Source organism: Priestia sp. D51 (assembly GCF_053345675.1).
This window is the reverse complement of the sequence record NZ_JBLTIR010000003.1, coordinates 817,187-842,043: the sequence shown is the minus strand read 5'-3', so window position 1 is coordinate 842,043 and position 24,857 is coordinate 817,187. Positions and strand designations below refer to the sequence as shown.

Here is a 24,857-nt window from a genome sequence, read left to right as displayed (position 1 = left end):
CACCTGCTTCTATTTTAACGAATGAACGTTCGATAGAAAACCATAAGTTTTTGTATGTTTTTGGTGGATTCGGACATGGTATTAATACAGTAAATTTTTCAAGGAGATGTTAAAAATGGGAAGCCCTTATCTTTGCCCTAGCTGCAAAACAAATCGAACGCGCTTTAATATCATTGAACAAAATGCAAAACCTGTAAAAATGGACCCAAGAAGCGGAGACGTCGTAGAAGAATACACAAACGATACGCTCGATGCCTTTCACGCTGCCTATAACGGACCCCAAAAACGCATTCAGTGCGGAGCTTGCGGCTTAGTAGAAGATGAAAACATGTTTGTACGGCATGCTGAATCAAATAAACTTCAATAAAAAAAGGTGGGGCCCTTTGGTCTCACCTTTACTCCTATAACTCTTAGTGCTTTTTCTTGATGGAAAAGCAGACATTTTCATCTAAAAAATTCATGTCTTTTCTTATACAAACATGCTAAAATACCTAAAAAAAAGATATGGAGATGATGGTCATGTCATTTCTTCTTTCGCTTTTACCTTTCTCCTTTCTGAAGAAATTTCGTTCCCCTTCAGGAAGAGAAGTTAATGAAGATAAAATGTTCGATAAAACGAATGCAGAAATGCTTCAACAAAGAGTCAAGCTAGTTTCACTTGCTCTTGTCATTTCCTACCCTCTTTATATTTATATAGGGTTTTCTTTACTTCAACATGCGGGGACATCTCAGTTTAGACATACACTAATTGGCATTCATTTCACTAGTTTCGCTCTCTCTTCTCTTTATTTATTCTTCTATTATTTTAGTAAAAGAAAAGAGCGATTTGCTAACTACTTAAGCACCATGGTATATGGCTATATATTTTATTACGTATTTGCTGCAGCACTTTCTACTATTAACAGCCAGCTTTTCACAGGTCGCGTAGACGTCTATATGATGCTTTTGATTTCCACAGCTGTTTTATGTCCTATGAAATTAAAACATCTGTGCATTATTTTTATTCCTAACCATCTTTTTTTACTATATGGCTTATCACGATATGTACCGGATTCTTTTTCTCTTATTTCAAAGCAGATCAATACAACTGCAGCAGTTGCTATCGCTTTGCTTATCTCATATATTCTCTATACATACCGTCACAAAGAATATATGAATCATTTAAAGCTAAAAGAAAGCGAACATAATTTTTTTACGCTGTTCAAAATTAATCCCTATCCTTTACTATTAACGAGATTATCCGACCACAAAGTGCTGCTCATTAACAATAAAGCTATTCATTTTTACAATCTTGCTTCTCAAGATCTTGATCAACTAGACGGATTTATAATCTACCCTACTGATGAAGATCGAGAGGAGATTTTAAAACGTCTTCAACAAGAAAAGCATGTAAAAAACTACATCCTAGAAGCACGTGAACATGGAGATTCTAAGTGGGTTATGATCAATTATGAATTACTAGAGTATCAAAGCGAAAGCTGCATACTCGCAGGTATTACCGATATAACCGATTTAAAAGCGGTTGAGCATGAATTGAGCTTGCACGCTTCAACTGATATGCTAACCGGAATTTTAAATCGAAGAAGCGGAATGGAAAAACTGCAGCTGGAACTGCTGAGAGCTAAAACCAATGATACATCTTTTGTATTATGTTTTATCGATATTAATTCCTTAAAACTAGTAAATGATCACTACGGTCATAGAGAAGGCGACTGGCTTATTAAAACAATAGCAGAATCAATTAGTGGTTATATTAGCAAGAATGATACGCTCTTTCGCTACGGAGGTGATGAGTTTTTATTAATTGCTCCTGAACAAACGGAAGAATACGTACACGAGCTGTGGCAAAATATTAATAATCAGCTAGAAGATAAAAAGAAAGAATGTAAGAAGCCATATGCACTGTCTGCGAGTTACGGGTTTATTATATGTGCGCCTTCAGACGACACCAGCCTAGATACATTAATTCAAAAAGCAGATGCTGCCATGTACAAGCAAAAACATACGCGCGTTTCTTCCATCTTTAAGTAAACCATCGAATTCCTTGCGCCATCGCATCAAGTAGATTCGCTAAATAGAATGACCAAGGAATAAATCCGTGCATGAATTACGCATGCACTTTCTTTCTTTGCAAAGAAAAACTATAATAGATGATGCAAGTATTTTACTGATATATGGAAAGGACGTACATATGTTTACAATTAAAGAATATACAGCTGAACAATTGCAGGATCCATTTGGTCTCCTTCTAGGTGAACGCTATGAATTTCATTTATACATTGAGGTAGAAGAAGAGGATGAATTATATACCGGCAGCGACCTAGCACTACGCGTAGTATATATTAAAGGCGAAGATAACACTTCTATTGCCCAGACTCATTTCTACGAAGTTTCAACAAATAAAGTATTAGACTTCGACCTAGAAGAAGAGGAAGAAGCAGCTGTCAAAGAGTTTTGCGGGAAGCATTTACCTTCAGAGGAGGGGACAGATAAAGAGGAATAATTAAAAGCGGCTGGAACAAAAGTAGTTTAGTAAAAATCCGAACGATGAATTGAGATTCCTGATGGAGAATCCAACTCGTTCGGATTTTTTCGTAGTGATGGTGAACTTAGGTTTCATGTATGTAGGTGCTTATAGCTGTTGATTGGAGGGCAAGGCTCAGCGCCCGCCCGCGGAAAGCGCAGTCTTGCACGGAAACCAACAGCGATGTAACAAGCAATTCATACTAGAGAATCCATTCCATTTGTTCTTTGTTCGTCTTTAGATGGGATCGATTTCGTTATGTATCAATATCTTTTTGATTTCGTTTTTCCATTAGCTTTTTAACTACTTCTTTTGGTTCCCAGCATGTAAACTGATAAGCAGGACGAGTTTCATAGCCTAGTCTCTTGCATTGATACTTCATTCCCTTATCCAATTTAATGCTTTGAAAATGTTGACATGTGGCACAACAATGAAATGAACTCACGCCTTCCCTTCTCCCCTACTTTAATCTATTTTCTTAATCATACAAATAAAAAAAATTTGCACAAAAAAAGCTGCCGATTGGCAGCTTTCATATGTAGCGTTGAATTATAATTTTACAACATTCTCCGCTTGAGGTCCACGTTGGCCTTCAACGATTTCAAATTCAACTTTTTGGCCTTCTTCTAATGTTTTGAAGCCTTCAGATTGGATAGCTGAAAAATGAACAAATACATCATTTTCGCCTGGTACTTCGATAAAACCGAAGCCTTTTTCACTGTTAAACCATTTTACTGTACCTGTAGTAGCCATGTAAAAAAACCTCCAAAAAATGTAAAAATTTTAATATGTTACTCTATATTTACATTTATACCGTAAATAAAAAATTCACATATTATAAAAGAGACCTACGCGAAGTAGATCTCCTTTATAACAAGTGAATTTTCACTAAATCTAATTCGAGTATATGGTCAAAACATAGTATTAATTATATTTGGTTGCGTTTACATTATACTATACCTATATGTAGAATGCAAATATTTGGCCACCTTTAACATATGGCTCATCTGTTTTACAAGATATTTACCTTCCTTACGTCAACATGTTATCAATATGGGCGTCGATAATTTCTTTTCGTTTATTTTGCAGGGTTTCAAATAACAGCTTAGCTTCTTCTGAAGTTAACGCAAACGTTGTTGTTTCTTCATGGTTTTCTTCTTTTGTATGAAGCACAAATATGCTTTGTCGGATTTCACTCATACATATTCCTCCTTTTTCGATAGTATAGGCTTTTTTATATTTTTCATGTATGCTTCACACGTTTTTAACAAATTATAAGAAAGGTTAAAACTTATAAGGAGTGATACTATCATGAAGAAATCGTTTTTGTTTGTTGTAGGCTGCATGACGACCCTTTCTTTATTCGGCTGCAGTACAGCAGATCAAGGTAAAGATGGCGTCATTGACGATAATACAGTCCGCAACGTCACATATGAAAATGGAAACAATAAAACGAAAATGAATGACGTAAATAATACGCAAGACGTACAGCGTAATGAGAAAGAACAGTACAATCAGTCCGGCGGAATGAGAGTAGCCGATGTGGCAGCTGATCGTATCGTAGCGTTAAAAAATGTAAAAGATGCTAACGTAATCGTAACCGACCATACAGCTTATGTAGCAGCTGTATTAGACGATAATAAAGAAGGCAATCTCACAAAAGATATGGAGCATAAGATCGCACATGAAGTACGAAAAGCCGACGGCAGTGTTCATCGAGTGTTTGTATCAACAAACCCCGACTTTGTAAACCGTATGAATGGATATGTAGACAAGCTTCAAACCGGCAAACCAGTCTCTGGACTATTTGACGAGTTTTCAGAAGTTGTTCGACGCGTATTCCCTAATTCACGCTAATATACATGAATGACAAAAGAGCATTTTACGAAATGCTCTTTTTATTTTATTTTTTGCATAAAATATTGCATAAAAATTGCTCTTATAAATTTCTGAATATTTTTATTTTACTTTATTTTGAAAACGTTTTCATTTCTGTGATATAAAGGTTTAGGGGATTTTAGACTTAGGTAATTTACGGTTTTGTGGGTTGATAGTAAGGGAAAAGTTTGTTAGTTTTAGAAACCATAAGATGTTTGCATGGCGAGCAGTGCTCGTTTCATGCATAAAAAATGCATAAAGGGGAGATTTGGTGGATATTGGTGTTTATATTTCACTGGGCATTTATTTTGTAGGAATGCTTGGAATAGGATGGTATGCCTACACAAAAACAACTCAAGACGTATCGGGTTACATGCTAGGCGGACGCGGACTAGGTCCGGCCGTTACTGCGCTTTCAGCTGGCGCTTCAGATATGAGTGGATGGATGTTAATGGGGCTTCCAGGATCCATGTATGTGACAGGCCTTTCAAGTTTATGGCTTGCAGTAGGTTTATCTATTGGTGCTTATTTAAATTATTTAATCCTCGCTCCGCGTCTTCGCACTTATACGGAAGTAGCGAACGACTCTATTACAATTCCAGACTTTTTTGAAAATCGTTTTGGCGACCACGCCAAGATTCTTCGAACAGTATCAGCGATTGTTATCTTTATTTTCTTCACTCTTTACACTTCAGCTGGTATGGTATCAGGCGGACGATTGTTCGAATCGGCATTTGGTGTGAATTATCAAATCGGCTTATTTGTAACAGCATCTGTTGTTATTGCCTACACTCTTTTCGGTGGATTTTTAGCTGTTAGTTTAACAGATTTTGTGCAAGGTGTTATTATGTTTCTTGCCTTAGTTTTAGTACCCATTGTAGCTTTCACCAATGTTGGAGGCGTTAACACAACAATGGATATTGTACAGAACATTAATCCAGCATACCTGGACATTTTTAAAGGTACAACCGTTTTAGGTATTATATCTTTCTTGGCCTGGGGACTTGGCTATTTCGGACAGCCTCATATTATCGTTCGCTTTATGGCTATCTCTTCTGTTAAAGAGCTAAAACCTGCACGTCGTATTGGAATGAGCTGGATGATTATTTCTATTATTGGTGCTATGCTGACAGGACTTGTTGGAATTGCATATGTAGAAAAAACGGGTATGAAACTAGCAGATCCTGAAACTATTTTTATTAAATTTGCAGATATACTTTTTAACCCGTTAATTACTGGATTTTTATATGCAGCTCTACTAGCGGCAATTATGAGTACGATTTCTTCTCAGCTGCTTGTAACGGCAAGCTCTGTTACAGAAGATTTTTATAAAACATTTTTCCGACGCAAAGCCTCTGACAAAGAGCTTGTAACAGTCGGAAGAGCTGCCGTTTTAGGTGTTGCAATTATTGGTATTTTGCTTTCTTTAAAACCTAGTGATACGATTTTAGGACTTGTCGGATACGCATGGGCTGGATTTGGTTCTGCATTTGGTCCTGCTATTTTACTAAGTCTATACTGGAAGCGTATGACTCGATGGGGAGCACTTGCAGGGATGATTGTAGGCGCTGTCACGGTATTAATTTGGGTGAACACTCCGTTGAAGGATACCCTTTACGAAATGATTCCTGGGTTCTTTTTAAGCTTATTAGCTGTTATTGTTGTAAGTTTACAAACAAAGAAACCATCAAGCGATGTTCAACAGCAATTTGTTGAAATGAAAGAAATTTTAATAAAAGAATCGAAATAAACAAAAAGAAGCTGAAAAAAAGTACGTAAGTTGAAGGAAGATCCGAACGATGAATCGAGATTCTTGATGAAGAATCAAATTCGTTCGGATTTTTTAATGGTATGGTGAATGTAGGTTTTATGTATATAGTTGCTTCTGGCGGTTGATTTAGTTATGTCTCAATCTCTTTTTGTTTTTAATCTCCTTTTCTTATCATATATATACTAAAGATCAATAAAGGAGGTTTTTGGTATGCAACATTCTTATTTCCCTTATGAACCTACACAGCAACTGCGCGCAGATACACAAAATAGAGAAATTAAAGTAATTGGTGAAGGGAGTGCTTCAGCCATTCCAAATGAAATTTCCATGACGATTGGAACGCGCACGGAAAACCGAGACGTTCAAGAAGCCTTAAAAGAAAATTCAGCTGTTTCAAATACTCTGCTGCAAGAAATACAAAAACTTGGAATCAATGACCAGCAAATTGAAACAGCTTCATTCACTATAAACCCTAAATATGATTACAGCGATGGAAAATCGACTCTTACAGGATACGAAGTACAGCATTTGTTTAGAGTAAGAGTACAAGATGTAAAACAAGCTGGCGATGTTTATAACGCTACGTTTTCAAGCGGAGCCAACGTAGCGCAAGATCTTCAATTCCACGTTACAAATGATGATAAATATGAACAAGAAGCGATAAGTAAAGCTTTGCTTAACGCTAAAGAAAAGGCCTTTACCATTGCCAACACGCTGCAGCTCCCTATTAACCAAATCCCCATTTTAATCGAAGAAGGCCCCGTCTATCAGTCATCTGGATCCTCGCCTAAGTTATTAGCAGCCTCTCCCCCTATTCAAGCTCAGTCCTTGACTGTATCTGCTTCTGTAAAAGTTACGTACACGTATTAATACTTATGGTAAACTATAGATTATTATAATGAAGAAACTAATCTAAAGGAGCTCTTTGCACAATGACTTCTGAACATTTACTAGCAGCTTATCAGACCCTATGGTTGAACCGTTCTTTCGCTTCTAAACAAGCCCTGACAAGTGAAGATCAGCTTCACGAAGCCATTCTGAAAGATTTAAAAGATGAAATGACTCATCCACGCGTTCGGCAAACACCGTATGTAAAATATCATCTTGGCATAAAAAGAATTCTAAACAGCGGTCTTTCCTCTGATGAAAAAGTTGCGCTTACGTCCCTATACACAAACCTTTTAGATAGCTGTATATAACAAAAAAAGGACTTCCTTAATGGAAGTCCTTTTTTTATTTAATTAACGCTTTTTCTTCTAAGCTTTGAAAAACAGCGTTAAAGTCTTGCTTCAAATCCTCGAATTCCTCTAACCCTACTGAAAGGCGAAGAAGTGAATCAGTAATTCCTTTTTCTTCACGTACTTCTTTTGGGATACTTGCATGAGACATTGTTGCAGGATGCGTGAGAATGGATTCAACTGCACCTAGACTAACGCCAATTGAAGCTAATTTGACTCCTTGTAAAATATGTCGTGCTACTTCTTCATCCTGCACTTGGAAAGAAATCATAGCTCCGTATCCATTTGCTTGTTCTGAAATGAGTTTGTGGTCCGGATGACTTTTTAAGCCTGGGTAGTATACACGGCTCACTAGAGATTGTTCTTCAAGCCACTTTGCAAACTGCAGCGCTGTTTTTAACTGCTGATCTAAACGAACTTTTAATGTCTTAATTCCTCGAAGCAGTAAAAAACAATCCTGTGGCCCCAAGATAGCACCAAAAGCATTTTGTACAAACTTTACTTCTTCCGCTAGCTTTTCATCGCTTACTACAACTAAACCGCCAATGACGTCACTGTGGCCGCTGATATATTTTGTAGCACTATGAATGACAATATTTACACCAAGGTCAATGGGCTGCTGCAGATAAGGTGTTAAAAACGTGTTATCCACAATTGTAAGGAGATTGTGCTCCTTCGCCAAACTTGCTACTGCTTTAATATCCGTTACCTGTAAAAATGGATTTGAAGGGCTTTCGATATAAATAGCCTTCGTATCTTTTGTAATAGCTTCTTCTACTTTCTCAACCTTCGTTGTATCAACAAAAGTTGTTTTGATACCAAACTTTGAAAATAATCGTGTTAATACACGATATGTCCCGCCGTACGTATCGTGTGAAACTAAAATTTCATCTCCTGATTCAAAAATAGATAACACCGATGAAATAGCAGCCATACCTGATGAAAAAGCAAAACCAGCGTATCCATTTTCTAGCTGAGCAATAGTGTTTTCTAAAGCCTCACGCGTTGGGTTTCCTGAACGAGAATAGTCATAGCGGCCGTTGTTCGTCTCATCTTCTTGATTAAATGTAGATACCTGATAAATAGGTACGTTAACCGCTCCAAAATGACCGTCAATTCCTGTATTTGCATGAATTAAGTTCGTACCAAATCTATGTTTATTATTGTTGGTATGCATCAAATGCCTCCTTCAAATCTTTAATTAAATCATCTGCGTGCTCAATTCCAACTGATAATCGAAGTAAACAGTTTGTTACTCCGACACGATTTCGAATTTCCTCAGGAATGTCAGCGTGTGTTTGACGAGCTGGGAATGTCATTAAACTTTCCACGCCTCCTAAGCTTTCTGCAAATGTAATAACTTTAACATTTTCTAAAAGTACTGACACGATGTCAGGGTGTGAGACAGCAAAAGAAATCATGCCTCCAAATCCAGTTGCTTGTTTCTTCATGATTTCATAGCCCGGATGTGTTTCAAGACCAGGGTAATACACTTTTTCCACGAGATCATGAGCAGTAAGCCAATTTGCAATTTTCAGTGCGTTTTCGTTATGTTTTTCCATCCGAAGCGCTAGCGTCTTAATACCGCGCAATAACAGCCAGCTATCCTGTGGACCTAAGATTGCCCCAGCTGCATTTTGATAAAAACGAATTTTTTCTCCTAAGCTACTACATCGAGCGACTACAAGACCAGCAACAACATCATTATGACCCCCAATGTATTTGCTTGCACTATGTATCACAATATCTGCTCCAAGCTCTAAAGGACGCTGATAGTAAGGGGACATGAATGTATTGTCAACGATAGTAAGCAAATCATGCTGTTTAGCTAACGCAATTGCTTCTGACAAATCAGTCACGTGCATCATTGGATTTGTAGGTGTTTCAATAAATAAAGCTTTCGTGTTGGGACGAAGCGCATCTTTTACTTGCTCGAGATGGGCTGTGTTGACGTACGAAACAGTAATTCCTTGCTCTGAAAAGATTTCATTTAGTACTCGGTACGTTCCTCCGTATAAATCCTCTGATACAATTAAATGATCTCCGTTTTTAAATAGTGCTAAAACTGCCATTACACCCGCCATTCCTGAAGCGAATGCTACTCCTACTTCTCCTTTTTCTAAAGCAGCAATTGCTTCTTCCAATGCTGTACGAGTAGGATTTGCCGTACGTGCATAGTCAAATCCTGTACTTTGCCCTAAAGCAGGATGAGCAAATGTTGATGCTTGGTAAATGGGTGTTGTAATAGAACCTGTTGCAGGATCACGACCTACTCCTGAACGAACTAATAAAGTTTCAATTTTCATCTATTTCTCTCCTTAACTCAAAATAAAAAACACTCTTCACAGATGGAAGAGTGTTCGTTTATACACGATTTCTCTCATCTGTTAGAACAATACTGATGTTCCACAGGAATTAGCACCGTTCAAATGAATGATTCATTTGATGGTTGCCGGGCATCGCAGGGCCAGTCCCTCCGCCACTCTTGATAAGAGTTCTATATAATTGTTGGTGGTTAACGTTTGTTGTTACTAACTTTAATAAAGATTTTCTTTATTGTCAACATAATTTTCTAAAAAATTTAAATCATCTCATTTGTTTATTCAATATACTTGTCCTGATAAGCACATAAAAAAAGAGACGACACCAAGGTCTCTTTTTCTAAGGCAAGTGCACAGATTTTACGTGAGCTAACTTCCAATACATACTTTCTCCATTTGCCGTAATTAGTTCAACAATATTGTTAGAAACTTCTTTAAGTACACCAATCTTTTCTGATTGATCCCCTAAATCTAATACGACCAGTTGATTTTCATATTTTTTAAGCTGCTCTTCAAAGTTTCTGACAAAAGGTGCAGAGGCGGGCCTTACGGGGAGCTCTTTGTCACTTAAAGAATAAGGGGTTAACTCATTACTGTAAGGGGTAAGCCATTTCAAATGATGCAGAGAAACAAAGACATTTTTATACACTGGAGAATAAAACACAAGATAATCATTCAGCACGCTTGTGATATAGCCATGCAATGATTTCCCTCCCGTTACATAAATTTCAATAAATTTCCCTTTTGCCTGCTGTAAAATATTACGATAAGAAATCCGCTGGCTTTCTTCTATTAAATTTTCTTCTATTGTCCGTAAAGGCGTATAATCTTCTTCTGAAACTTCTCGCAAGCGATGTATGTGTAAAAGAGGAATATACAAATAATCATGTCCATTATATAAAACCATTACATCTAACCCTAGATCAACAAGTTTTCCTATAAACGTTGTTTTCCCTGATATATCGACTTCAACAATTTTATCAATATAATGATTCATACTCATTCTCATTCTCCTCCTTTTTCCTATATGATAGAAAAGGTGCTTTATAAGCACCTTTTACGTTCCAGTTCGTCATGCTTTCCAACGATAATTTTTCGTTTTAATAACTTTTTCACCTGGTGTTGAAGAGCGTGAACCCGTACGGCGACCTCCCGAGCGATCGTCTGTGCGACCTCCTGTACGTCTTCCTGTACGTCTTCCGGTACGGTCTCCAGTACGGCCATCCGTGCGACCTCCGGTTCTATCTACAGTAGTTGATTCTTGCACAGAATCTTCTTCATTTGTATCTCCATTTTGCTCAGAATTTTCTTCATTTTGCTTGAAAGATCCTTTTGATCCTAAGGCAATGGTTTTTACGTGTCTTGGTTGTAAACGTAAAACTTGATTATTTTGTACAAGAGTAAAGTTCCCATTGCGACTTTGAACTAACACACCTTCTACAGCCTCTGGCCCTCCACCGTTAATAGCTACCCATCTATGCGAAAACTCTTCAAACAGTTCATTGAAACTTTTCGCTTTAATATACTCAGGTGTTTCTTCAACTAATAATGGGTTTTGCGGAACAACAGGCGTATTTTTGCTTACAACTTCACTTACACTCTTTATGTGCTCTACATTGATATAAACGACGCCGTCATCTTCTGTTAGTAATACGACATACGCAGATTCAAATGAGCCTAATACATCAAGGATCTTACCCAATTTTTTCTCTGGCCCTCCTTGATTTATTTGCACTTGTTTATCTTTCATCAATAATAAAGTGCCTGCAAATGTGTTGGCTCTGTGCAGTTCTACTTCACTATTAAATCCAGAAAATGTTTGCGCGGAATTAGACTTTGTATCCTCTGTAATGCTTTTAACATGAGCGAGCTGGTAATAAATAAATGTATATTGCTGTTGTGGAATAAGCTGCGCCGGTTGATTATTTTGCTGATTGTTATTTTGTTTTGTTTCAAGAGCAAGTGTTAAATAATCTGATTGAACGTCGATTAAATATCCCGTTTTAGATTCAGGCCCCCCGCGATAGACAGTTACTACTCTCCCTTTTAATGGTTTAAAGTGGGCAGAGTAGCCCGTGCTTTCAGATTGTTGAACTTTACGAGCGCGACTACGATTGGCATTTTGAGTTTGGTCTTGATTTTGGTCGTAGTAATAGTTACTCATTATTTTTCCTCCTTATTAATTGTCCTTATTGGTCATTCATAATGTATATATACGTATCATGTACAGCTATTGTCTTCCTGCATTTGCCTATTATTCTTAAATTCCACTTTTGCCTATCAGTCTAGTAAAATTCAAAAATCAAAAAGATGACTTTTAATGTACGCTGTTCGGTCTTTTACGAAAGAAAGCATAAGGTCTGGTTCCTTATGGAATTGCTCCAAGTTATCTTTTACGTAAGGATCTTTTAATACATATGGAGCAATATAATCATGCAGTTGATAAATGATTGGTTTCATGTATTCTATTGTAAATTGATTATTTAGAACATTGTTCATTTTTTTAATATATCGCTTTTTAATGCTGTTCACCGCCAGTAATCGAGCTGTAAGCGTATTAAATCCTTGTGCACGTACATAGTCTCCTTCCATTACTTTTCCATTTACATCTCTTCCCCAAGTTGCATCATAATCCCATGGAATCAGTTCAAAGCGCCCGCTTTCATGATTTAGATAGAGCGCATAGTTATGGACAAAACCGTCGTAATTCTGCATACAAATAATACCGACTAACCAAGATAAGTAGCGGTCGACGTTCAGGTACTTCTCAATATTCTGTTCGAATTCTGTATTTGTCCATGTATTAAGATTAAATATAAACTTTTCTAATTTTTCCTCGTCTCCTTCTCTCACTGCTTTATCTTCATATCCAGATAACAAAGTTGTTTTTGGCTTTTTATCCAAATCGCTCATCAAAGAAAAATTAGCATCTCCGTCTACTGCATAAAATATAGATCCATCCGCTAAATTTCTTTTTTTCAAAAATAGTTCATCTACCGATTCGAGCTGAAGATATATTCCTTCATTTTTCCCATTAATCTTAAGAGTGACAAACTGAGAGTGGGGAGATAAAACATCTAAAGAAGAGAAAAAATCGAGGGACAATTTGTTGCGCATAAGCGATGGATCTTTGTATTCAGCGTTTAGGTGTATTTCTTTGGCGCGCTGAAATATTTTCGGAGAATAAAATTCAATATAATATGACTTTTTCTTCATCTTCCGAATATGGGAGCCTCTTAGGAGCAAATCAATATCGTAGCGTTTTTTGTTAAACTTCATCGTTGCCTGAACCGCTTCTTCTGACCAAATATCTCTTTGCATTTCCTTTAAATCTTTTACATTCACAAACAGAGCGTATTGAGGGATTTCTTTTTGCTTCATGATTCGACCACCTTTCTTCAATTATTAAAGTATATGAAGGGTAAATTCTCCATGATACCCCGCAGCATCAACTATTTCCGCAAACTCCACTTTTGACTCATATCAAGGACAAGCATCATCGCGTATTCTATTAATGCAAGACCTAGTCCAATTGACAAGGAGGTTTTTGTATTGCATATTACACCTGAAAAAATTAAAGAGGCTGCTGAAGCCCTAGAATGTACAGAACTGAAATCTTTTATGTTTCAAGAGCCAACTGCCGGTCCACTAACAAAGCCACGTCGCTCTTCTCGTAGCACTGGCCGCAGCTCTCGCCGTTCTACCCGCGGTACGCGTCGCTCTTCTCGCCGCTCTCGTCGTTCTACTCGCCGCTCTCGTCGTTCTACTCGCCGTTCTCGTCGTTCTACTCGCCGTTCTCGCCGTTCTACTCGCCGCTCTCGCCGCTCTCGTCGTTCTACTCGCCGTTCTCGCCGTTCTACTCGCCGCTCTCGCCGTTCTACTCGCCGCTCTCGCCGTTCTACTCGCCGCTCTCGTCGTTCTACTCGCCGCTCTCGTCGTTCTACTCGCCGCTCTCGTCGTTCTACTCGCCGCTCTCGTCGTTCTACTCGCCGCTCTTAATTTCTCTAAACACTCATCTTTATTGCAAAAAAACGCCGAAGAACTACGAATGTCTTCGGCGTTTTTTTCCACTTATAGAAGGTGCACATTTGGAAATATACTAAGATGGAGCGTTATTCATTTTACATAGAAATAGAAAAGGAGAGCTTTTATGAAAAAAAATAAGCATCGAATTTTAACTTCATCAACCACAGATGTCGAAGAAATCAAACGTTTAAATGCGCAGTCTGGACTAACTTACAATGAAGTATTTGCACTTCTTGGAGAAACCTATTTGAAAAATCAAAAGAAAAAATAGTAAGCAGGGACTAGAAAACACCTTCTAGTCCTTATACTTTGAAAATCCCGGAAAATCCTTTTACTAAGGATGTTAATTGGTTCATAGCTCCCATCATCTGCCCGGCAGTATTCATCATCTTGTTCATATCGTAATTGCCATCACTCGATTTAAACTGAGACATTAATGACTGAAATTGAGATGGCTGAGGCTTTTGCTGCTGAGCTTTAGGGTATGGATTAAAAGGCGCACCTGCATTATTGTACATGGGCTGCTGGTACATTCCGTTCATATAGGGAATTTGCTGAGGGCCAAAAGGCATTTGTTGCTGAGCGTAAGGATGTTGCGGCATATAAGCTTCCGTCCATGGCTGCTGGTGATACTGTGGAAATGGATGTACCTGACTTAAATCAAAACGTTCTGGTTGATGTTGCTCATAATACGGATAGTGCTTACTTGTATACATGCAAAATCAATACCTCCTTTTTAATATTACATAATATATAGTATGTATGCAGAAATAAGAGGTGACGTTCGTCTACTTGTACTTTTGGAGAACGTATTCAAAAATATGTAGGTTTCTGTCGAAAGTTTAAATTTTTCAAAAAAACGAGATTATTCAAATATATGGTACGATAAGAACAAGTGATACTACGATACGTAGTGGCACAAATGGGGATTAGGAGGGAATTTACATGTATGTGAACGAACTTCAAGAAGCTTTTATAGCGGTGAAACAGTATGAGCCGCAGTCAAGTAATGAATTACTCGATTTTGCTCAGCAGCAGTATTTAAAAGGTTTTTTAACTCCTATGAATTACAAAGCCGCTGTACGTGAACTCGAACAAATTGGAGCTACTAAGCCCGATTTTAGTGCACAAGACGATTAATTTTTTTTACTACCACCGAGAAATCGGTGGTTTCTTTGTTTCCTTTAAAGTGGACACATACTTCTTTTTTGACTTGTTTATACTATAAAAGCTTTAACGTAGTATTCAATAAAGGAGGTCTATCTCATGAGTCGTGGAAAACATTTTGATCACAAAAAACAGGGACAAAGTGCAGTAAATAAAACAAATAACGCCGTTGCTTCTAAACATACCGAAAAAGTTGATTATCATATCGATACAGTCGCTTCACAAGATCACCCAGCTGTTTCTATCCAATCTCAAAAAGATTTTGATTAACTTTTTATTGATCATGATAAAAAGAGGCTGGGACATAACAAAAATGAATCCAATCTAGAAACGAACAAATGGGATACATGAGCTGAATCGCTTATGACACCGCAGTTGATCTCCATGCAAGGCTTCGCTTTCCGCGGGCGGTCGATGAGCCTCCTCGTCGCTTGCGCTTCTGCGGGGTCTCATCTGTTCCACTTTTCCCGCAGGAGTCTTTGCCTTGCCCTCAAATCAACTACTCGAAGGAACGAAACAGATGAAACCTATGCTAATAATCAAAAAAAACGAACTACGAATCAAAAAAATGATCGATAGTTCGTTTTTAAATTCGAGTAATATACTTTTGTTACCATTTCATACATAGAAAATCCCCACCTTGTAGATCTTAACGGAAGGCCGGGATTAATTATTCAATATCGACTCGAGCACATACTTATTTGAGTGATACATCTTTTTAAATCGCTTTTCTCGCGTCTCTGGATAAAATGACTGTAGTACAACGTTTTGTAAATTTTCTTTTAACGTCTCCACTTGATTAACATGAATATATTTTGGTCGCTCTTTCTTCAGCCATTCCGTTACGAGACTAGCCCATTCATCAAGTTCTTTGAAGAAAATATCTCCATAAGGTTTTACTTCTTCAAAAAATTTAACTTCATAATTTTCTTCCTGTTGAATAGACGCTAATCGTTCTACAGCTACTTCATTATATTGAAACATGATTTCCGTACTTTTTTTCACATCTTCATTCATCGTTATTCGTCACCTCTACGATGACTATTGTAACATAAACAATCTTTATACTGTATGAAGAACCATTTCTCTTCGGCTTCTACTCCATTCTGTTTCGGAAGGCATGCTTTCATACACAGCTACTTCAATTTCTTGCAGTGATTGGTCAATGCGATGAACTTGTTCCATATATGTTTCTTCACAATGTGTAAATGCTTCATTTATAGATGTAGACATCGTTTTATCCACTAGATCTACTTGCTCTAGTAAGCTATCTAATAAAGTCATCATTTCGCTTGTTTTAACCATACTTTGTTTCATCGCCATCCCTCCAAATTTTCCTTTGCATAACGTATTCTCTTTTTTATTCAATGTCCCTTCACACATGACAAAACTAGTTTCTATTCGTCAAAGAAAGATGTTTTCGACATTTTCATTTAGGGTGAATCGAAAGAGAACATATTGAAAACACTAGTATAGACATTTCAGCTAAGGAGATACATTCTGCTGCTGAACGTTCATTACAACATGATAGGAGGTGCCTAGATATGGCCAACAAACAGCAAAAATCACAGCCTAAAAATAAGCCTGAAACAAAAACCTACGGTGATCCTAAAAAGTTAAACGGTCCTAACCAGCCTTCTACTTAAGAACAAAACGGTCACTTGTGGCCGTTTTTATTTACATTAACTACTTGCGCTACTTTCATTAATATATGCAGCTGCTTTTGCTTTTGAAGATACCACTTTGTAAAATGAACTTTCTTTGGAAAAGGCGGCTTTTTCATCAGCTTGTGTTCCTCTTTTTTTGTTAAAAACCACTTTTCTCTCTTTTTTTCATGATGGCTAATAGCCGGATACACCTTTCGAAGTGCAGGTGTACAGCAACTGGTTTCATCCACAAAATACTGCTCATAATCGTGTCTCGAACCCGTATGCTTTGTTTTCAAAGAAAATTCATAAAACAAGGGATAATACTTTTCATGAAATAATAAAGCCCCTAATTTCTTCCCCAAATCAATCCGATTATTTACTTTTGTAAAATCATGAACAGAACAACCGTATAGCTCCCCTTTTGTAGTAGGAAAAAGGACGGAACTAAAGTGGAATATATCTTGAAAAAAAAACAGCGCACTTTTAAATACTCTGTCTTGATAAAAAGGCTGTTCAATAACGGGCTTTTGAATAACGTGCTGCTCATTTACAATTAACGCATGAATAAGCTGCAGTTCAGAAGGTTTCTGCATAAATTGCCTCCACTTTTCTTCGATAAAAGATGAAACATTTAAATAGGGAAGTAAATGAACGTAAGAGACATGTTTTTTACGCGAAACGGCATACAATAGTAATTGCGGGAAGGCATCTTTAAAAATAAGCCAATTTGCTCTTTCATACGTCAAAAATAATAAATCGCGCGTTTGCTTTGATAACGCTTTTTTCATTGGTTCTCCTTGCAAATCACACATATTCCACCCTGCGTTGCGCGATACCATACTTGCGAGAAATGCCCACTTTACTTCAGGATATCTATGATAAAAAGTTGCATAAGCTTGGGTTCTTGATATATTATCAATATTCAGCTTGTCTGTTGTTTTTTTAATCGCCGTCAACAGCGCTTGTTCCGAACTATTGAGTGACATCTCTTCATCTTCTTTCATCTATTTTTATTTGTAGGATTTGGTATAATAGAATTTGTTTGTTTAATAGATTTACACTAAAGGAGTGATGGTTATGATTCGCTATCCTAACGGAAAGGCCTATAAGCCATTGAATACCAGCAGTCCTTCCCCTAAAAAGCTAGAAGCTAGCTATAGCAATCGTGGTATGACGCTGGAGGACGATTTAAACGAAACAAACGAATACTATGTTTCAAAAGGAATAGCCATTGTTCACAAAAAACCAACCCCTGTTCAAATTGTAAAAGTAGACTATCCGAAGAGAAGTGCCGCTGTTATCAAAGAAGCTTATTTTAAGCAGGCTTCTACTACAGACTATAATGGAATCTATAAAGGAAAACACCTTGACTTTGAAGCAAAAGAAACGAGAAATAAAACCTCATTTCCTCTGCGTAATTTTCATGAACATCAAATTGAACATATGAAGCAAATTGTGAAACAAAACGGGGTTTGTTTCGTTATATTAATGTTCTCTACTTTACAAGAAATATACTTGTTCGAAGCACAGTTCCTTTTTCCTTATTGGGATGCCATGAAAAAAGATGGACGAAAATCAATCCCTAAGGCAGATATTGAAAAAAAAGGGCATTTCATCGAACTTGGTTACCATCCGAGAATCGATTACATAAAAACTATAGATAAATTATACTTTTAAGAGTATGATATATATGTTTACGGAAATCATTCTCTTACAATGCGTTGAAAGGTAGGAGTTTTTATGTCAGATAATTATCGCTCTCGTGAAGAACGACGAAGAGCTATGAATGACAACAAACCAGAAGGTAAATCTCAAGGAAAACCGAAAAAGAAGAAAAAAGGAGGCCTATTTCGTAAAATTGTTGCCGCAGTTTTACTGATAGGAATCATCGGGCTCATTGCCGGAGTGGGAACTTTTTTTGCTATGATAAGCGATGCTCCAAAAGTTGATGACTCGGTATTAAAAAACTCTTTTTCATCTAAAGTATATGCAAACGATGGAAAAACAGTTGTAAAAGAAATTGGAGCTCAAAAACGTACATATGTGCAATACGATGAAATCCCTCAAGTCGTCAAAAACGCATTTATCGCTACGGAAGACGTTCGTTTTTATAAACATCACGGCGTCGACTTTTACCGTATTGGCGGAGCATTAATGGCGAACTTTAAAAACGGCTTCGGTGCTGAGGGCGGTAGTACGATTACTCAGCAAGTGGTAAAGAATTCGTTCTTATCACCAAAGAAGACGGTTAAACGTAAAGTACAAGAAATGTGGTTAGCTTACCAACTTGAGCGCAAATATTCGAAGCAACAAATTCTTGAAATGTATTTAAACAAAATATATTTCGCATCAGGTGAAGTATACGGTATTGAACGAGCAGCTGAGAAATTTTACGGAGTTAAAAGCGTAAAAGATTTAACTCTTGATGAAGCTGCTATGTTGGCAGGCTTACCAAAAGCGCCAACTACTTATAACCCAGTTACAAACCCAGAGAATGCTACTAAACGCCGTAACACAGTATTAAACTTAATGGCTAAAAACGGCTTCATTACACAAGCCGAGGCCGACAAAGCAAAACAAGTAGATGTACAGGCTCACTTAGCTAAACAAACTGAATCAACATCTAAGTACGATGTATTTATTGATCAAGTAATCGAGGAAGTAAAAAAGAAAACAGACGCGGATCCATTTTCTGCGGGCTTAGAAATTTATACAACGCTTGACACGAATGCTCAGGACTATGTAGATGATGTGATGAATAACAAAGTAGTCAACTTCCCGAACGATAAATTCCAAGCAGGTCTTGTCGTTGTAGATAATGAAACAGGCGGTATTCAAGCAATTGGAGGCGGACGTAACCGCGTGTCAGGCGGCTTGAACTTTGCAACAAATATGAGACGCCAGCCCGGCTCAACAATTAAGCCGATCTTAGATTACGGTCCAGCGATTGAGAACTTAAAGTGGTCTACTGGACAACCGCTAAAAGATGAAGAATATCATTATTCAAACGGCACGCCAATCCGAAATTTTGGACGCAACTATAAAGGTTGGGTTTCAGCGCGTGAAGCTTTAGGACGTTCACTGAACATCCCTGCTTTAAAAGCGTTCCAAGCAACCGGTGCGGACAAAGCAAAAGAGTTCGCTACAGGCCTTGGGCTAAAATTAGATGAAGAAGACGGCGAAGCTTATTCTGAATCTTATTCTATCGGAGGCTTCCGTACAGGTGTTACACCTCTGCAAATGGCTGGAGCCTATAGTGCTTTTGCAAATGAAGGTATGTACAATGCACCGCATACGGTGACAAAGGTAAAATTCCCTGATGGAACAGAAATTGATTTAACGCCAAAACCAAAACGCGCAATGCAAGATTACACGGCATTTATGATGACGGACATGATGAAATCTGTTGTAAACGAATCATATGGTACAGCTCGTGCTGTTCGTACACCAGGATTAGAAATTGCGGGTAAAACGGGAACTTCGAACTTTAGTGCTGCAGAAAAGCAACGATACAATATTCCAGACGCTGGTGAAAAAGACGTTTGGTTTAATGGATTTACGCCAAACTATACGATTTCCGTATGGACAGGCTATGAAACTGCTAAAGACGGCTATATTTTAAGTCCTAATGAAACAGGCATGGCAAAAAATATCTTTAAGCATGTTATTACTCATATTTCTGAAGGCAAACCTAAAGGAAGTTTCAAGCAGCCGGACAGCGTAGTTGAACGTTCCGTGGAAAAACCAACGGGCAAAGACTTAAAACGCCCAAGCGGCTCTACTCCTTCGAGCTTAATTACGAAAGAATACTTTGTGCGCGGTACTGCACCGACCAAAGTATCTCAAACGTTTGTGAAAAAAGAAAAAGAAGAAAAGAAAGAAGATAAAAAAGAGGACAAAAAAGAGAAAAAAGACAATAAAGATGTGAAGCCAAAAATTACTGCTTCGTATAGCGGAGGAGCAATTTCAGTTAACTGGTCAGCGTCAAACGCAGCCAGTGATACAACCTTTACAGTCACAATGTCATCTCCTAACGGTTCTGAACAACTCGCATCTGGCGCAGGAGCCGGTGGAAAAACAATTTCCAACCCAGCACCAGGCGCAACGTATAGTTTCACCGTAACAACAAATACGGGCCAAAGCGCTAGTTCTTCTGTAAAAGTCCCTGATTCATCAGATCAAGCTACCGAAGATGATTCTACTAAGCCTGAAGATGACGGAACAACGGACGATAATCAAAATGAAGATAATAGCAGCACTGATCAAAACAACGGCTCTGATCAAGGTGACGATTCATCTACTCAGCCGGATGATAACCAAAACAGCAATAATGGCAGCAATAGCAGCGGTAGCAATAGCGGCAATACCGATAATAACAATAACAATAACAATAACGATAGCGGCAATGCTAACGATGGTAATAGCAGCAACAACAACAATAATAACGGAGGCGCAACAACTCCTCCAGCAGACAACGGTGGAAGTGACTCAGGAAGTCAAACACCACAAACTCCTGCTACACCATCAACGCCGTCAACACCTGCTACACCGCAGCAAGAGCCAACAACTGAAAATTAACGCAGCAGTAAAAAGCCCCTACACGTGTAGGGGCTTTATTTCTTGTGAAGAATAAGCATTTTTGCATACTGCTTACGCAGCTCATTAAATAATTCTGTCAGCTGAATATACGCTTGATAAGAAGAAACTCGCTGCAGCAAAAACATAAGTCTCTCAGCACAGTTAATAGGCTTATAGGTTAGGTCCGCTATGTCTTCTTGCAGCCGATTTAAACGCCGAACGGGCTGTCCATTAATCCAAAACAGTAAACTAATATACATAGCAGCAGCTTGTTTCATACAAGGCGCTGCTTCTTTTGCTTTTCGCTGAGAAAAAAGCGTATGCAGTTCTTCCCTTTGAGTTTCCCACTTTTCAAAAAATGGCCGTATGTTCTTTTGAACATCCCTCCAAGGTGTTTTCGTTTCTTTATGTACATCGTATAAAATATCATAAGCAAAATAATTTATTCCATTTTTTGTATCTAATTCAAGAACCCGATCTTCTTTTGAATAAAATGGTTCGCATATGAAATGTGACGGCACTTCAATCGGTAACATCTGTCTTCTTCTCTTTTCCTTTCATTCGTTTCTTTCCTTCTCGGCAAAGATCAAGAAGCGGGCAGACATGACATTGAGGAGACTGTGCTTTACAGTGATAGCGTCCAAAGAAGATAAGTCGATGATGCGTAACGGACCATTCATCTTTCGGAATTTTTCTCATCAGCGTTTTTTCTACTTCCAAAACGGAATCTTTCCACCTGCAAATCCCAAGGCGTTTACTTACACGTTCTACATGCGTGTCTACTGCTATTGACGGTACTCCAAAAGCTACGGATACAACAACATTAGCCGTCTTACGCCCTACTCCTGGAAGATTGGTCAGCTCATCACGATCTTTCGGAACTTCTCCTCCGTATTCATCAATGAGCATACGGCAGAGCTTTTGAATGTTTTTAGCTTTATTTCTATATAAGCCGATTGATCTAATATCTTGCTGCAGCTCTTCCAACGAAACGGCTAAATAGTCTTCAGGCGTTTGATATTTCTTGAATAAATCCGCTGTTACGCGGTTGACTAAAGCATCTGTGCACTGAGCAGATAGCGCCACAGCAATGACTAAATCAAAGGGATTCCGATGATTTAACTCACAGTGAGCGTCAGGAAACATTTCTGCCATAGCATCTAGGCACTGTCTGATTTGTTTTAACGTTAACATACTAGTTCTCCTTCTTCTTACAGGTAGTTCCCCCCTATTTTACAATAGGGTTCTTGTCAAATGCTACTTTTGTCCACATTCTTTTAAAAAAGCTGCTTCAAGATTCAATTACTTGGATCTTGAAGCAGCTTTTTATCCTGTCATTGCTCTAGCCAGTTAAAAAAAGGAATGGCTGATGTAGACTGAGAAGGGTTAACAGAAGATAGTTTTTTGGGCTGTTGATTTTGACGAAATTTTTGGCTATGCTTGCGGGCTTGATCAATGGTCTGAATGCCATTTTTCTTCCATTCGAATAAAATACGATCAATATACCGGAAGTTTAATTTTCCAGACATCACCGACTCTCTTAGTGCCGCTTTAATAATAATGGGGTCATGATGATCTTGATCAATCCACATCGCTAGCGTTTCGCATTCAAACGGAGACAATGCTCTGCCAAATTCTTTTTCAAACATTGTATATAAATTAAGCTCTTCTTGTTCTTCTTCGCTTTTTTCTACTTCTCTTGTTTCTTGCATCATATGATGAATAAGCTTTTCCCAAAGCGGTTTTAATGAATAACGTTCACAAATAAGGGCGTTTTGCTGTTGATCTTGCTCAATAGATAAAAAGCCGCGCTGAATTAATGCTCGCAGCGTATCCATACACACAGCACTTGAAATACTCATTTTTGCCGCCAATTCGTTAGGTGTCGGGAAACCTTCACCGCCTTCAATGGAAACATAAATATGCATTAACGTCATGAATTCCGTTTCGTTCATTCCCAAATCGCTATAGTGATTAAACAGCAGCTTCGGAATTGAAACTGTGCCTTGTTCAAACCATTCAATTAACGTTTCTTTTTTCATATCCGAACACCTCAGTAGTTAGTATATCATGAAGTTTATAGTCAAAGTAATAATTATTCGAAGCTAAAAAAGCTTCTATGTAAAACTTTCCGCTGAAACCGTACCATTGCTCTGCACATATAAAATATATACGAACGATGACTTCCTTCCAAGAATATTACACTAACTTATTTTTTCGAGAATTGCAACTCCCTTTTAAGTTAGACTCTCTTCTATGTTTGCCGTTGTTTCCTTGTGATATAAGTAAAAACCTCGTTTTTCTTTTCTTTTTATGATTCATAAAAAAAAGCTAAAAAAGTATCCTGACTACAGGAGTCAGAATACTTTTTCACTTCCTTACGGGTATAAACGGTTTAATAAGCGTGGGAATGGAATCGTTTCACGAACGTGTTCTACGCCGCTAATCCATGCTACTGTACGCTCAAGGCCTAAACCAAATCCTGAATGTGGAACTGAGCCATACTTACGAAGCTCTAAATACCACTTGTATGTTTCTGTATCTAATTTGTGCTCTTCTACACGCTGAGCTAAAAGCTCTTGATCATGAATACGTTCAGAGCCTCCAATGATTTCTCCGTAGCCTTCTGGTGCGATTAAGTCTGCACATAATACTACGTCTTCATTTGTTGGATCTGGCTGCATATAAAATGGTTTTAATGACGTTGGATAGTGTGTAATGAATACCGGCTTGTCATAGCTTTCTGCGATAGCCGTTTCATGCGGTGCTCCAAAGTCATCTCCCCACTGAATGTCTGTAAATCCTTTTTCATGTAAGAATTTAAGAGCCTCATCGTACGAAATACGAGGGAATGGCGCTTTAATTTGTTCTAACTTAGATGTATCACGGCCTAGTACATTTAACTCTAACTTACAGTTTGTTAAAACAGACTGTACGACATGAGACACATACTCTTCCTGTACTTTCAAGTTATCTTCGAATTGGTAGAAAGCCATCTCTGGTTCAATCATCCAAAACTCAATTAAATGACGGCGTGTTTTAGATTTTTCAGCGCGGAACGTTGGACCGAATGAAAATACTTTTCCAAGCGCCATTGCCGCTGCTTCCATATAAAGCTGTCCACTTTGAGAAAGATATGCATCTTCGTCAAAATATTTCGTGTGGAATAATTCTGTTGTTCCTTCAGGAGCACTTCCTGTTAGGATTGGAGGATCTACTTTTGTAAACCCGTTTTCGTTAAAGAATTCATACGTTGCACGAATGATTTCGTTACGAACCTTCATAACAGCATGTTGACGTTTAGAACGCAGCCATAAATGACGGTTATCCATTAAGAACTCTGTTCCATGTTCTTTTGGCGTAATTGGGTAATCAACAGCTTCATGAATAACTTCAAGGCTTGTAACTGTTAACTCATAGCCAAACGGTGAGCGCTCATCTTCACGTACTACACCTGTTACATATAGTGATGATTCTTGCGTCATAGACTTAGCTAATTTAAAAGTTTCTTCTTCTACTTCAGCTTTTACAACTACCCCTTGCATGAATCCTGATCCATCGCGCAGCTGTAAAAAGGCAATTTTACCACTTGAACGTTTATTCGCTAACCAAGCACCAATTGTTACTTCTTTTCCTACATGCTTGCTTGCTTCTGAAATCGTAATTTTCACGATTAATATCCCTCCAAAAAACTTACATTTCGTA

30 protein-coding genes and 1 riboswitch are annotated in these 24,857 nt (G+C 38.0%); of the genes, 14 read left to right on the top strand and 16 right to left on the bottom strand.

What is annotated here, in order from left to right; genetic code table 11:
* Positions 1-115: 115 nt before the first annotated feature.
* From ACNHOZ_RS16135 to ACNHOZ_RS16125, 3 genes are all read left to right on the top strand, one after another.
* Positions 116-367, top strand: coding sequence for a hypothetical protein (locus tag ACNHOZ_RS16135; RefSeq protein WP_063246874.1), 252 nt, complete (start codon positions 116-118; stop codon positions 365-367).
* Positions 368-519: 152 nt separating this feature from the next.
* Positions 520-2,031 (top strand): sensor domain-containing diguanylate cyclase, encoded by a 1,512-nt coding sequence (locus tag ACNHOZ_RS16130; protein ID WP_048018486.1) that lies wholly within the window; start codon positions 520-522, stop codon positions 2,029-2,031.
* A gap of 160 nt (positions 2,032-2,191) precedes the next feature.
* A complete protein-coding gene (locus tag ACNHOZ_RS16125) occupies positions 2,192-2,503 on the top strand; it encodes a DUF6509 family protein (RefSeq protein WP_028414061.1) in 312 nt (103 codons plus the stop codon).
* A 277-nt stretch (positions 2,504-2,780) separates the two neighbouring features.
* Here the strand turns inward: ACNHOZ_RS16125 and ACNHOZ_RS16120 are convergent, their stop codons facing one another.
* The 3 genes from ACNHOZ_RS16120 to ACNHOZ_RS16110 form a co-directional block, all read right to left on the bottom strand.
* Positions 2,781-2,906 (bottom strand): hypothetical protein, encoded by a 126-nt coding sequence (locus ACNHOZ_RS16120; RefSeq protein ID WP_305120133.1) that lies wholly within the window; start codon positions 2,904-2,906, stop codon positions 2,781-2,783.
* Between the two features lie 167 nt (positions 2,907-3,073).
* The gene (locus ACNHOZ_RS16115) at positions 3,074-3,277 is read right to left on the bottom strand and encodes a cold-shock protein (RefSeq protein ID WP_013056130.1); all 204 of its coding nucleotides are present in this window, start codon (positions 3,275-3,277) and stop codon (positions 3,074-3,076) included.
* 279 nt (positions 3,278-3,556) lie between these two features.
* A complete protein-coding gene (locus tag ACNHOZ_RS16110) occupies positions 3,557-3,724 on the bottom strand; it encodes a hypothetical protein (protein WP_165573336.1) in 168 nt (55 codons plus the stop codon).
* Between the two features lie 111 nt (positions 3,725-3,835).
* Between ACNHOZ_RS16110 and ACNHOZ_RS16105 the strand changes: the two genes are divergently transcribed.
* From ACNHOZ_RS16105 to ACNHOZ_RS16090, 4 genes are all read left to right on the top strand, one after another.
* Complete coding sequence (locus ACNHOZ_RS16105; protein WP_033578433.1) at positions 3,836-4,381, top strand: YhcN/YlaJ family sporulation lipoprotein; 546 nt, start codon at positions 3,836-3,838, stop codon at positions 4,379-4,381.
* A 292-nt stretch (positions 4,382-4,673) separates the two neighbouring features.
* Positions 4,674-6,152 (top strand): sodium/proline symporter PutP, encoded by a 1,479-nt coding sequence (putP, locus tag ACNHOZ_RS16100; protein WP_048018484.1) that lies wholly within the window; start codon positions 4,674-4,676, stop codon positions 6,150-6,152.
* A 231-nt stretch (positions 6,153-6,383) separates the two neighbouring features.
* Positions 6,384-7,043 carry an SIMPL domain-containing protein gene (locus ACNHOZ_RS16095; protein WP_048018483.1) on the top strand — a complete coding sequence of 220 codons (660 nt, stop codon included), beginning with the start codon at positions 6,384-6,386 and terminating at the stop codon, positions 7,041-7,043.
* A gap of 62 nt (positions 7,044-7,105) precedes the next feature.
* A complete protein-coding gene (locus tag ACNHOZ_RS16090; RefSeq protein ID WP_048018482.1) occupies positions 7,106-7,372 on the top strand; it encodes a hypothetical protein in 267 nt (88 codons plus the stop codon).
* 34 nt (positions 7,373-7,406) lie between these two features.
* Here the strand turns inward: ACNHOZ_RS16090 and ACNHOZ_RS16085 are convergent, their stop codons facing one another.
* From ACNHOZ_RS16085 to ACNHOZ_RS16065, 5 genes are all read right to left on the bottom strand, one after another.
* Positions 7,407-8,588, bottom strand: a complete 1,182-nt coding sequence (locus ACNHOZ_RS16085; protein WP_048018481.1) for a trans-sulfuration enzyme family protein — start codon at positions 8,586-8,588, stop codon at positions 7,407-7,409.
* The gene (locus ACNHOZ_RS16080) at positions 8,572-9,717 is read right to left on the bottom strand and encodes a trans-sulfuration enzyme family protein (protein ID WP_048018480.1); all 1,146 of its coding nucleotides are present in this window, start codon (positions 9,715-9,717) and stop codon (positions 8,572-8,574) included. The genes ACNHOZ_RS16085 and ACNHOZ_RS16080 overlap by 17 nt, the downstream gene beginning before the upstream one ends.
* Before the next feature lie 71 nt (positions 9,718-9,788).
* Positions 9,789-9,906, bottom strand: a riboswitch (SAM riboswitch).
* A gap of 166 nt (positions 9,907-10,072) precedes the next feature.
* Positions 10,073-10,735 (bottom strand): hypothetical protein, encoded by a 663-nt coding sequence (locus ACNHOZ_RS16075; protein ID WP_028414069.1) that lies wholly within the window; start codon positions 10,733-10,735, stop codon positions 10,073-10,075.
* Between the two features lie 69 nt (positions 10,736-10,804).
* Entirely contained in the window at positions 10,805-11,896 is a 1,092-nt protein-coding gene (locus ACNHOZ_RS16070; protein WP_048018479.1) for a hypothetical protein, read from the bottom strand.
* Positions 11,897-12,027: 131 nt separating this feature from the next.
* Positions 12,028-13,116, bottom strand: a complete 1,089-nt coding sequence (locus ACNHOZ_RS16065; protein WP_372497472.1) for a CotH kinase family protein — start codon at positions 13,114-13,116, stop codon at positions 12,028-12,030.
* 168 nt (positions 13,117-13,284) lie between these two features.
* Here ACNHOZ_RS16065 and ACNHOZ_RS16060 point away from each other — a divergent pair, with 168 nt between their 5' ends.
* Positions 13,285-13,731, top strand: a complete 447-nt coding sequence (locus ACNHOZ_RS16060; protein WP_447697234.1) for a CotG/ExsB N-terminal domain-containing protein — start codon at positions 13,285-13,287, stop codon at positions 13,729-13,731.
* A gap of 151 nt (positions 13,732-13,882) precedes the next feature.
* A complete protein-coding gene (locus tag ACNHOZ_RS16055; protein WP_168760479.1) occupies positions 13,883-14,029 on the top strand; it encodes a hypothetical protein in 147 nt (48 codons plus the stop codon).
* A gap of 31 nt (positions 14,030-14,060) precedes the next feature.
* Here ACNHOZ_RS16055 and ACNHOZ_RS16050 read toward each other — a convergent pair whose 3' ends face one another.
* Positions 14,061-14,474, bottom strand: coding sequence for a YppG family protein (locus ACNHOZ_RS16050; protein ID WP_013056116.1), 414 nt, complete (start codon positions 14,472-14,474; stop codon positions 14,061-14,063).
* A 229-nt stretch (positions 14,475-14,703) separates the two neighbouring features.
* Here ACNHOZ_RS16050 and ACNHOZ_RS16045 point away from each other — a divergent pair, with 229 nt between their 5' ends.
* Positions 14,704-14,898, top strand: a complete 195-nt coding sequence (locus ACNHOZ_RS16045) for a YppF family protein (RefSeq protein ID WP_013056115.1) — start codon at positions 14,704-14,706, stop codon at positions 14,896-14,898.
* Positions 14,899-15,024: 126 nt separating this feature from the next.
* Complete coding sequence (locus tag ACNHOZ_RS16040) at positions 15,025-15,195, top strand: hypothetical protein (protein WP_165573332.1); 171 nt, start codon at positions 15,025-15,027, stop codon at positions 15,193-15,195.
* 396 nt (positions 15,196-15,591) lie between these two features.
* On the opposite strand, the gene ACNHOZ_RS16035 is transcribed toward ACNHOZ_RS16040, so the two are convergent.
* Together ACNHOZ_RS16035 and ACNHOZ_RS16030 are read right to left on the bottom strand one after the other, a co-directional pair.
* On the bottom strand, positions 15,592-15,942 hold the full coding sequence (locus ACNHOZ_RS16035; protein WP_013056113.1) for a YppE family protein: 351 nt from the start codon (positions 15,940-15,942) through the stop codon (positions 15,592-15,594).
* 45 nt (positions 15,943-15,987) lie between these two features.
* Positions 15,988-16,242 carry a hypothetical protein gene (locus ACNHOZ_RS16030; protein WP_029325131.1) on the bottom strand — a complete coding sequence of 85 codons (255 nt, stop codon included), beginning with the start codon at positions 16,240-16,242 and terminating at the stop codon, positions 15,988-15,990.
* Between the two features lie 227 nt (positions 16,243-16,469).
* Here ACNHOZ_RS16030 and ACNHOZ_RS16025 point away from each other — a divergent pair, with 227 nt between their 5' ends.
* The gene (locus tag ACNHOZ_RS16025; RefSeq protein ID WP_016763465.1) at positions 16,470-16,571 is read left to right on the top strand and encodes a hypothetical protein; all 102 of its coding nucleotides are present in this window, start codon (positions 16,470-16,472) and stop codon (positions 16,569-16,571) included.
* Between the two features lie 11 nt (positions 16,572-16,582).
* On the opposite strand, the gene ACNHOZ_RS16020 is transcribed toward ACNHOZ_RS16025, so the two are convergent.
* On the bottom strand, positions 16,583-17,578 hold the full coding sequence (locus tag ACNHOZ_RS16020) for a DUF2515 family protein (protein WP_048020000.1): 996 nt from the start codon (positions 17,576-17,578) through the stop codon (positions 16,583-16,585).
* A 73-nt stretch (positions 17,579-17,651) separates the two neighbouring features.
* Here ACNHOZ_RS16020 and recU point away from each other — a divergent pair, with 73 nt between their 5' ends.
* Positions 17,652-18,251 (top strand): Holliday junction resolvase RecU, encoded by a 600-nt coding sequence (gene recU, locus ACNHOZ_RS16015; protein WP_034266860.1) that lies wholly within the window; start codon positions 17,652-17,654, stop codon positions 18,249-18,251.
* 63 nt (positions 18,252-18,314) lie between these two features.
* The gene (locus ACNHOZ_RS16010) at positions 18,315-21,152 is read left to right on the top strand and encodes a PBP1A family penicillin-binding protein (protein WP_447697233.1); all 2,838 of its coding nucleotides are present in this window, start codon (positions 18,315-18,317) and stop codon (positions 21,150-21,152) included.
* Positions 21,153-21,187: 35 nt separating this feature from the next.
* Here ACNHOZ_RS16010 and ACNHOZ_RS16005 read toward each other — a convergent pair whose 3' ends face one another.
* The 4 genes from ACNHOZ_RS16005 to asnS all read right to left on the bottom strand — a co-directional run bounded on the left by ACNHOZ_RS16005 (position 21,188) and on the right by asnS (position 24,823).
* Entirely contained in the window at positions 21,188-21,688 is a 501-nt protein-coding gene (locus ACNHOZ_RS16005) for a YpoC family protein (protein WP_048020002.1), read from the bottom strand.
* A complete protein-coding gene (gene nth, locus ACNHOZ_RS16000; protein ID WP_028414079.1) occupies positions 21,675-22,346 on the bottom strand; it encodes an endonuclease III in 672 nt (223 codons plus the stop codon). Before nth ends, ACNHOZ_RS16005 begins: the two co-directional genes overlap by 14 nt.
* 140 nt (positions 22,347-22,486) lie before the next feature.
* Positions 22,487-23,194: a DnaD domain-containing protein gene (locus tag ACNHOZ_RS15995; protein ID WP_016763459.1), complete on the bottom strand. Its 708-nt coding sequence runs from the start codon at positions 23,192-23,194 to the stop codon at positions 22,487-22,489.
* A 336-nt stretch (positions 23,195-23,530) separates the two neighbouring features.
* A complete protein-coding gene (asnS, locus tag ACNHOZ_RS15990; protein ID WP_045293839.1) occupies positions 23,531-24,823 on the bottom strand; it encodes an asparagine--tRNA ligase in 1,293 nt (430 codons plus the stop codon).
* Positions 24,824-24,857: the final 34 nt, after the last annotated feature.

Excerpts from the sequence above, each read along its gene's own strand:
- ACNHOZ_RS16135 (WP_063246874.1), top strand. The coding sequence starts at position 116 with ATGGGAAGCCCTTATCTTTGCCCTAGCTGCAAAACAAATCGAACGCGC.
- ACNHOZ_RS16130 (WP_048018486.1), top strand. The coding sequence starts at position 520 with ATGTCATTTCTTCTTTCGCTTTTACCTTTCTCCTTTCTGAAGAAATTT.
- ACNHOZ_RS16125 (WP_028414061.1), top strand. The coding sequence starts at position 2,192 with ATGTTTACAATTAAAGAATATACAGCTGAACAATTGCAGGATCCATTT.
- ACNHOZ_RS16120 (WP_305120133.1), bottom strand. The coding sequence starts at position 2,906 with ATGAAGTATCAATGCAAGAGACTAGGCTATGAAACTCGTCCTGCTTAT.
- ACNHOZ_RS16115 (WP_013056130.1), bottom strand. The coding sequence starts at position 3,277 with ATGGCTACTACAGGTACAGTAAAATGGTTTAACAGTGAAAAAGGCTTC.
- ACNHOZ_RS16110 (WP_165573336.1), bottom strand. The coding sequence starts at position 3,724 with ATGAGTGAAATCCGACAAAGCATATTTGTGCTTCATACAAAAGAAGAA.
- ACNHOZ_RS16105 (WP_033578433.1), top strand. The coding sequence starts at position 3,836 with ATGAAGAAATCGTTTTTGTTTGTTGTAGGCTGCATGACGACCCTTTCT.
- ACNHOZ_RS16095 (WP_048018483.1), top strand. The coding sequence starts at position 6,384 with ATGCAACATTCTTATTTCCCTTATGAACCTACACAGCAACTGCGCGCA.
- ACNHOZ_RS16090 (WP_048018482.1), top strand. The coding sequence starts at position 7,106 with ATGACTTCTGAACATTTACTAGCAGCTTATCAGACCCTATGGTTGAAC.
- ACNHOZ_RS16085 (WP_048018481.1), bottom strand. The coding sequence starts at position 8,588 with ATGCATACCAACAATAATAAACATAGATTTGGTACGAACTTAATTCAT.
- ACNHOZ_RS16080 (WP_048018480.1), bottom strand. The coding sequence starts at position 9,717 with ATGAAAATTGAAACTTTATTAGTTCGTTCAGGAGTAGGTCGTGATCCT.
- ACNHOZ_RS16075 (WP_028414069.1), bottom strand. The coding sequence starts at position 10,735 with ATGAGTATGAATCATTATATTGATAAAATTGTTGAAGTCGATATATCA.
- ACNHOZ_RS16070 (WP_048018479.1), bottom strand. The coding sequence starts at position 11,896 with ATGAGTAACTATTACTACGACCAAAATCAAGACCAAACTCAAAATGCC.
- ACNHOZ_RS16055 (WP_168760479.1), top strand. The coding sequence starts at position 13,883 with ATGAAAAAAAATAAGCATCGAATTTTAACTTCATCAACCACAGATGTC.
- ACNHOZ_RS16050 (WP_013056116.1), bottom strand. The coding sequence starts at position 14,474 with ATGTATACAAGTAAGCACTATCCGTATTATGAGCAACATCAACCAGAA.
- ACNHOZ_RS16045 (WP_013056115.1), top strand. The coding sequence starts at position 14,704 with ATGTATGTGAACGAACTTCAAGAAGCTTTTATAGCGGTGAAACAGTAT.
- ACNHOZ_RS16040 (WP_165573332.1), top strand. The coding sequence starts at position 15,025 with ATGAGTCGTGGAAAACATTTTGATCACAAAAAACAGGGACAAAGTGCA.
- ACNHOZ_RS16035 (WP_013056113.1), bottom strand. The coding sequence starts at position 15,942 with ATGAATGAAGATGTGAAAAAAAGTACGGAAATCATGTTTCAATATAAT.
- ACNHOZ_RS16030 (WP_029325131.1), bottom strand. The coding sequence starts at position 16,242 with ATGAAACAAAGTATGGTTAAAACAAGCGAAATGATGACTTTATTAGAT.
- ACNHOZ_RS16025 (WP_016763465.1), top strand. The coding sequence starts at position 16,470 with ATGGCCAACAAACAGCAAAAATCACAGCCTAAAAATAAGCCTGAAACA.
- ACNHOZ_RS16020 (WP_048020000.1), bottom strand. The coding sequence starts at position 17,578 with ATGAAAGAAGATGAAGAGATGTCACTCAATAGTTCGGAACAAGCGCTG.
- recU (WP_034266860.1), top strand. The coding sequence starts at position 17,652 with ATGATTCGCTATCCTAACGGAAAGGCCTATAAGCCATTGAATACCAGC.
- ACNHOZ_RS16010 (WP_447697233.1), top strand. The coding sequence starts at position 18,315 with ATGTCAGATAATTATCGCTCTCGTGAAGAACGACGAAGAGCTATGAAT.
- ACNHOZ_RS16005 (WP_048020002.1), bottom strand. The coding sequence starts at position 21,688 with ATGTTACCGATTGAAGTGCCGTCACATTTCATATGCGAACCATTTTAT.
- nth (WP_028414079.1), bottom strand. The coding sequence starts at position 22,346 with ATGTTAACGTTAAAACAAATCAGACAGTGCCTAGATGCTATGGCAGAA.
- ACNHOZ_RS15995 (WP_016763459.1), bottom strand. The coding sequence starts at position 23,194 with ATGAAAAAAGAAACGTTAATTGAATGGTTTGAACAAGGCACAGTTTCA.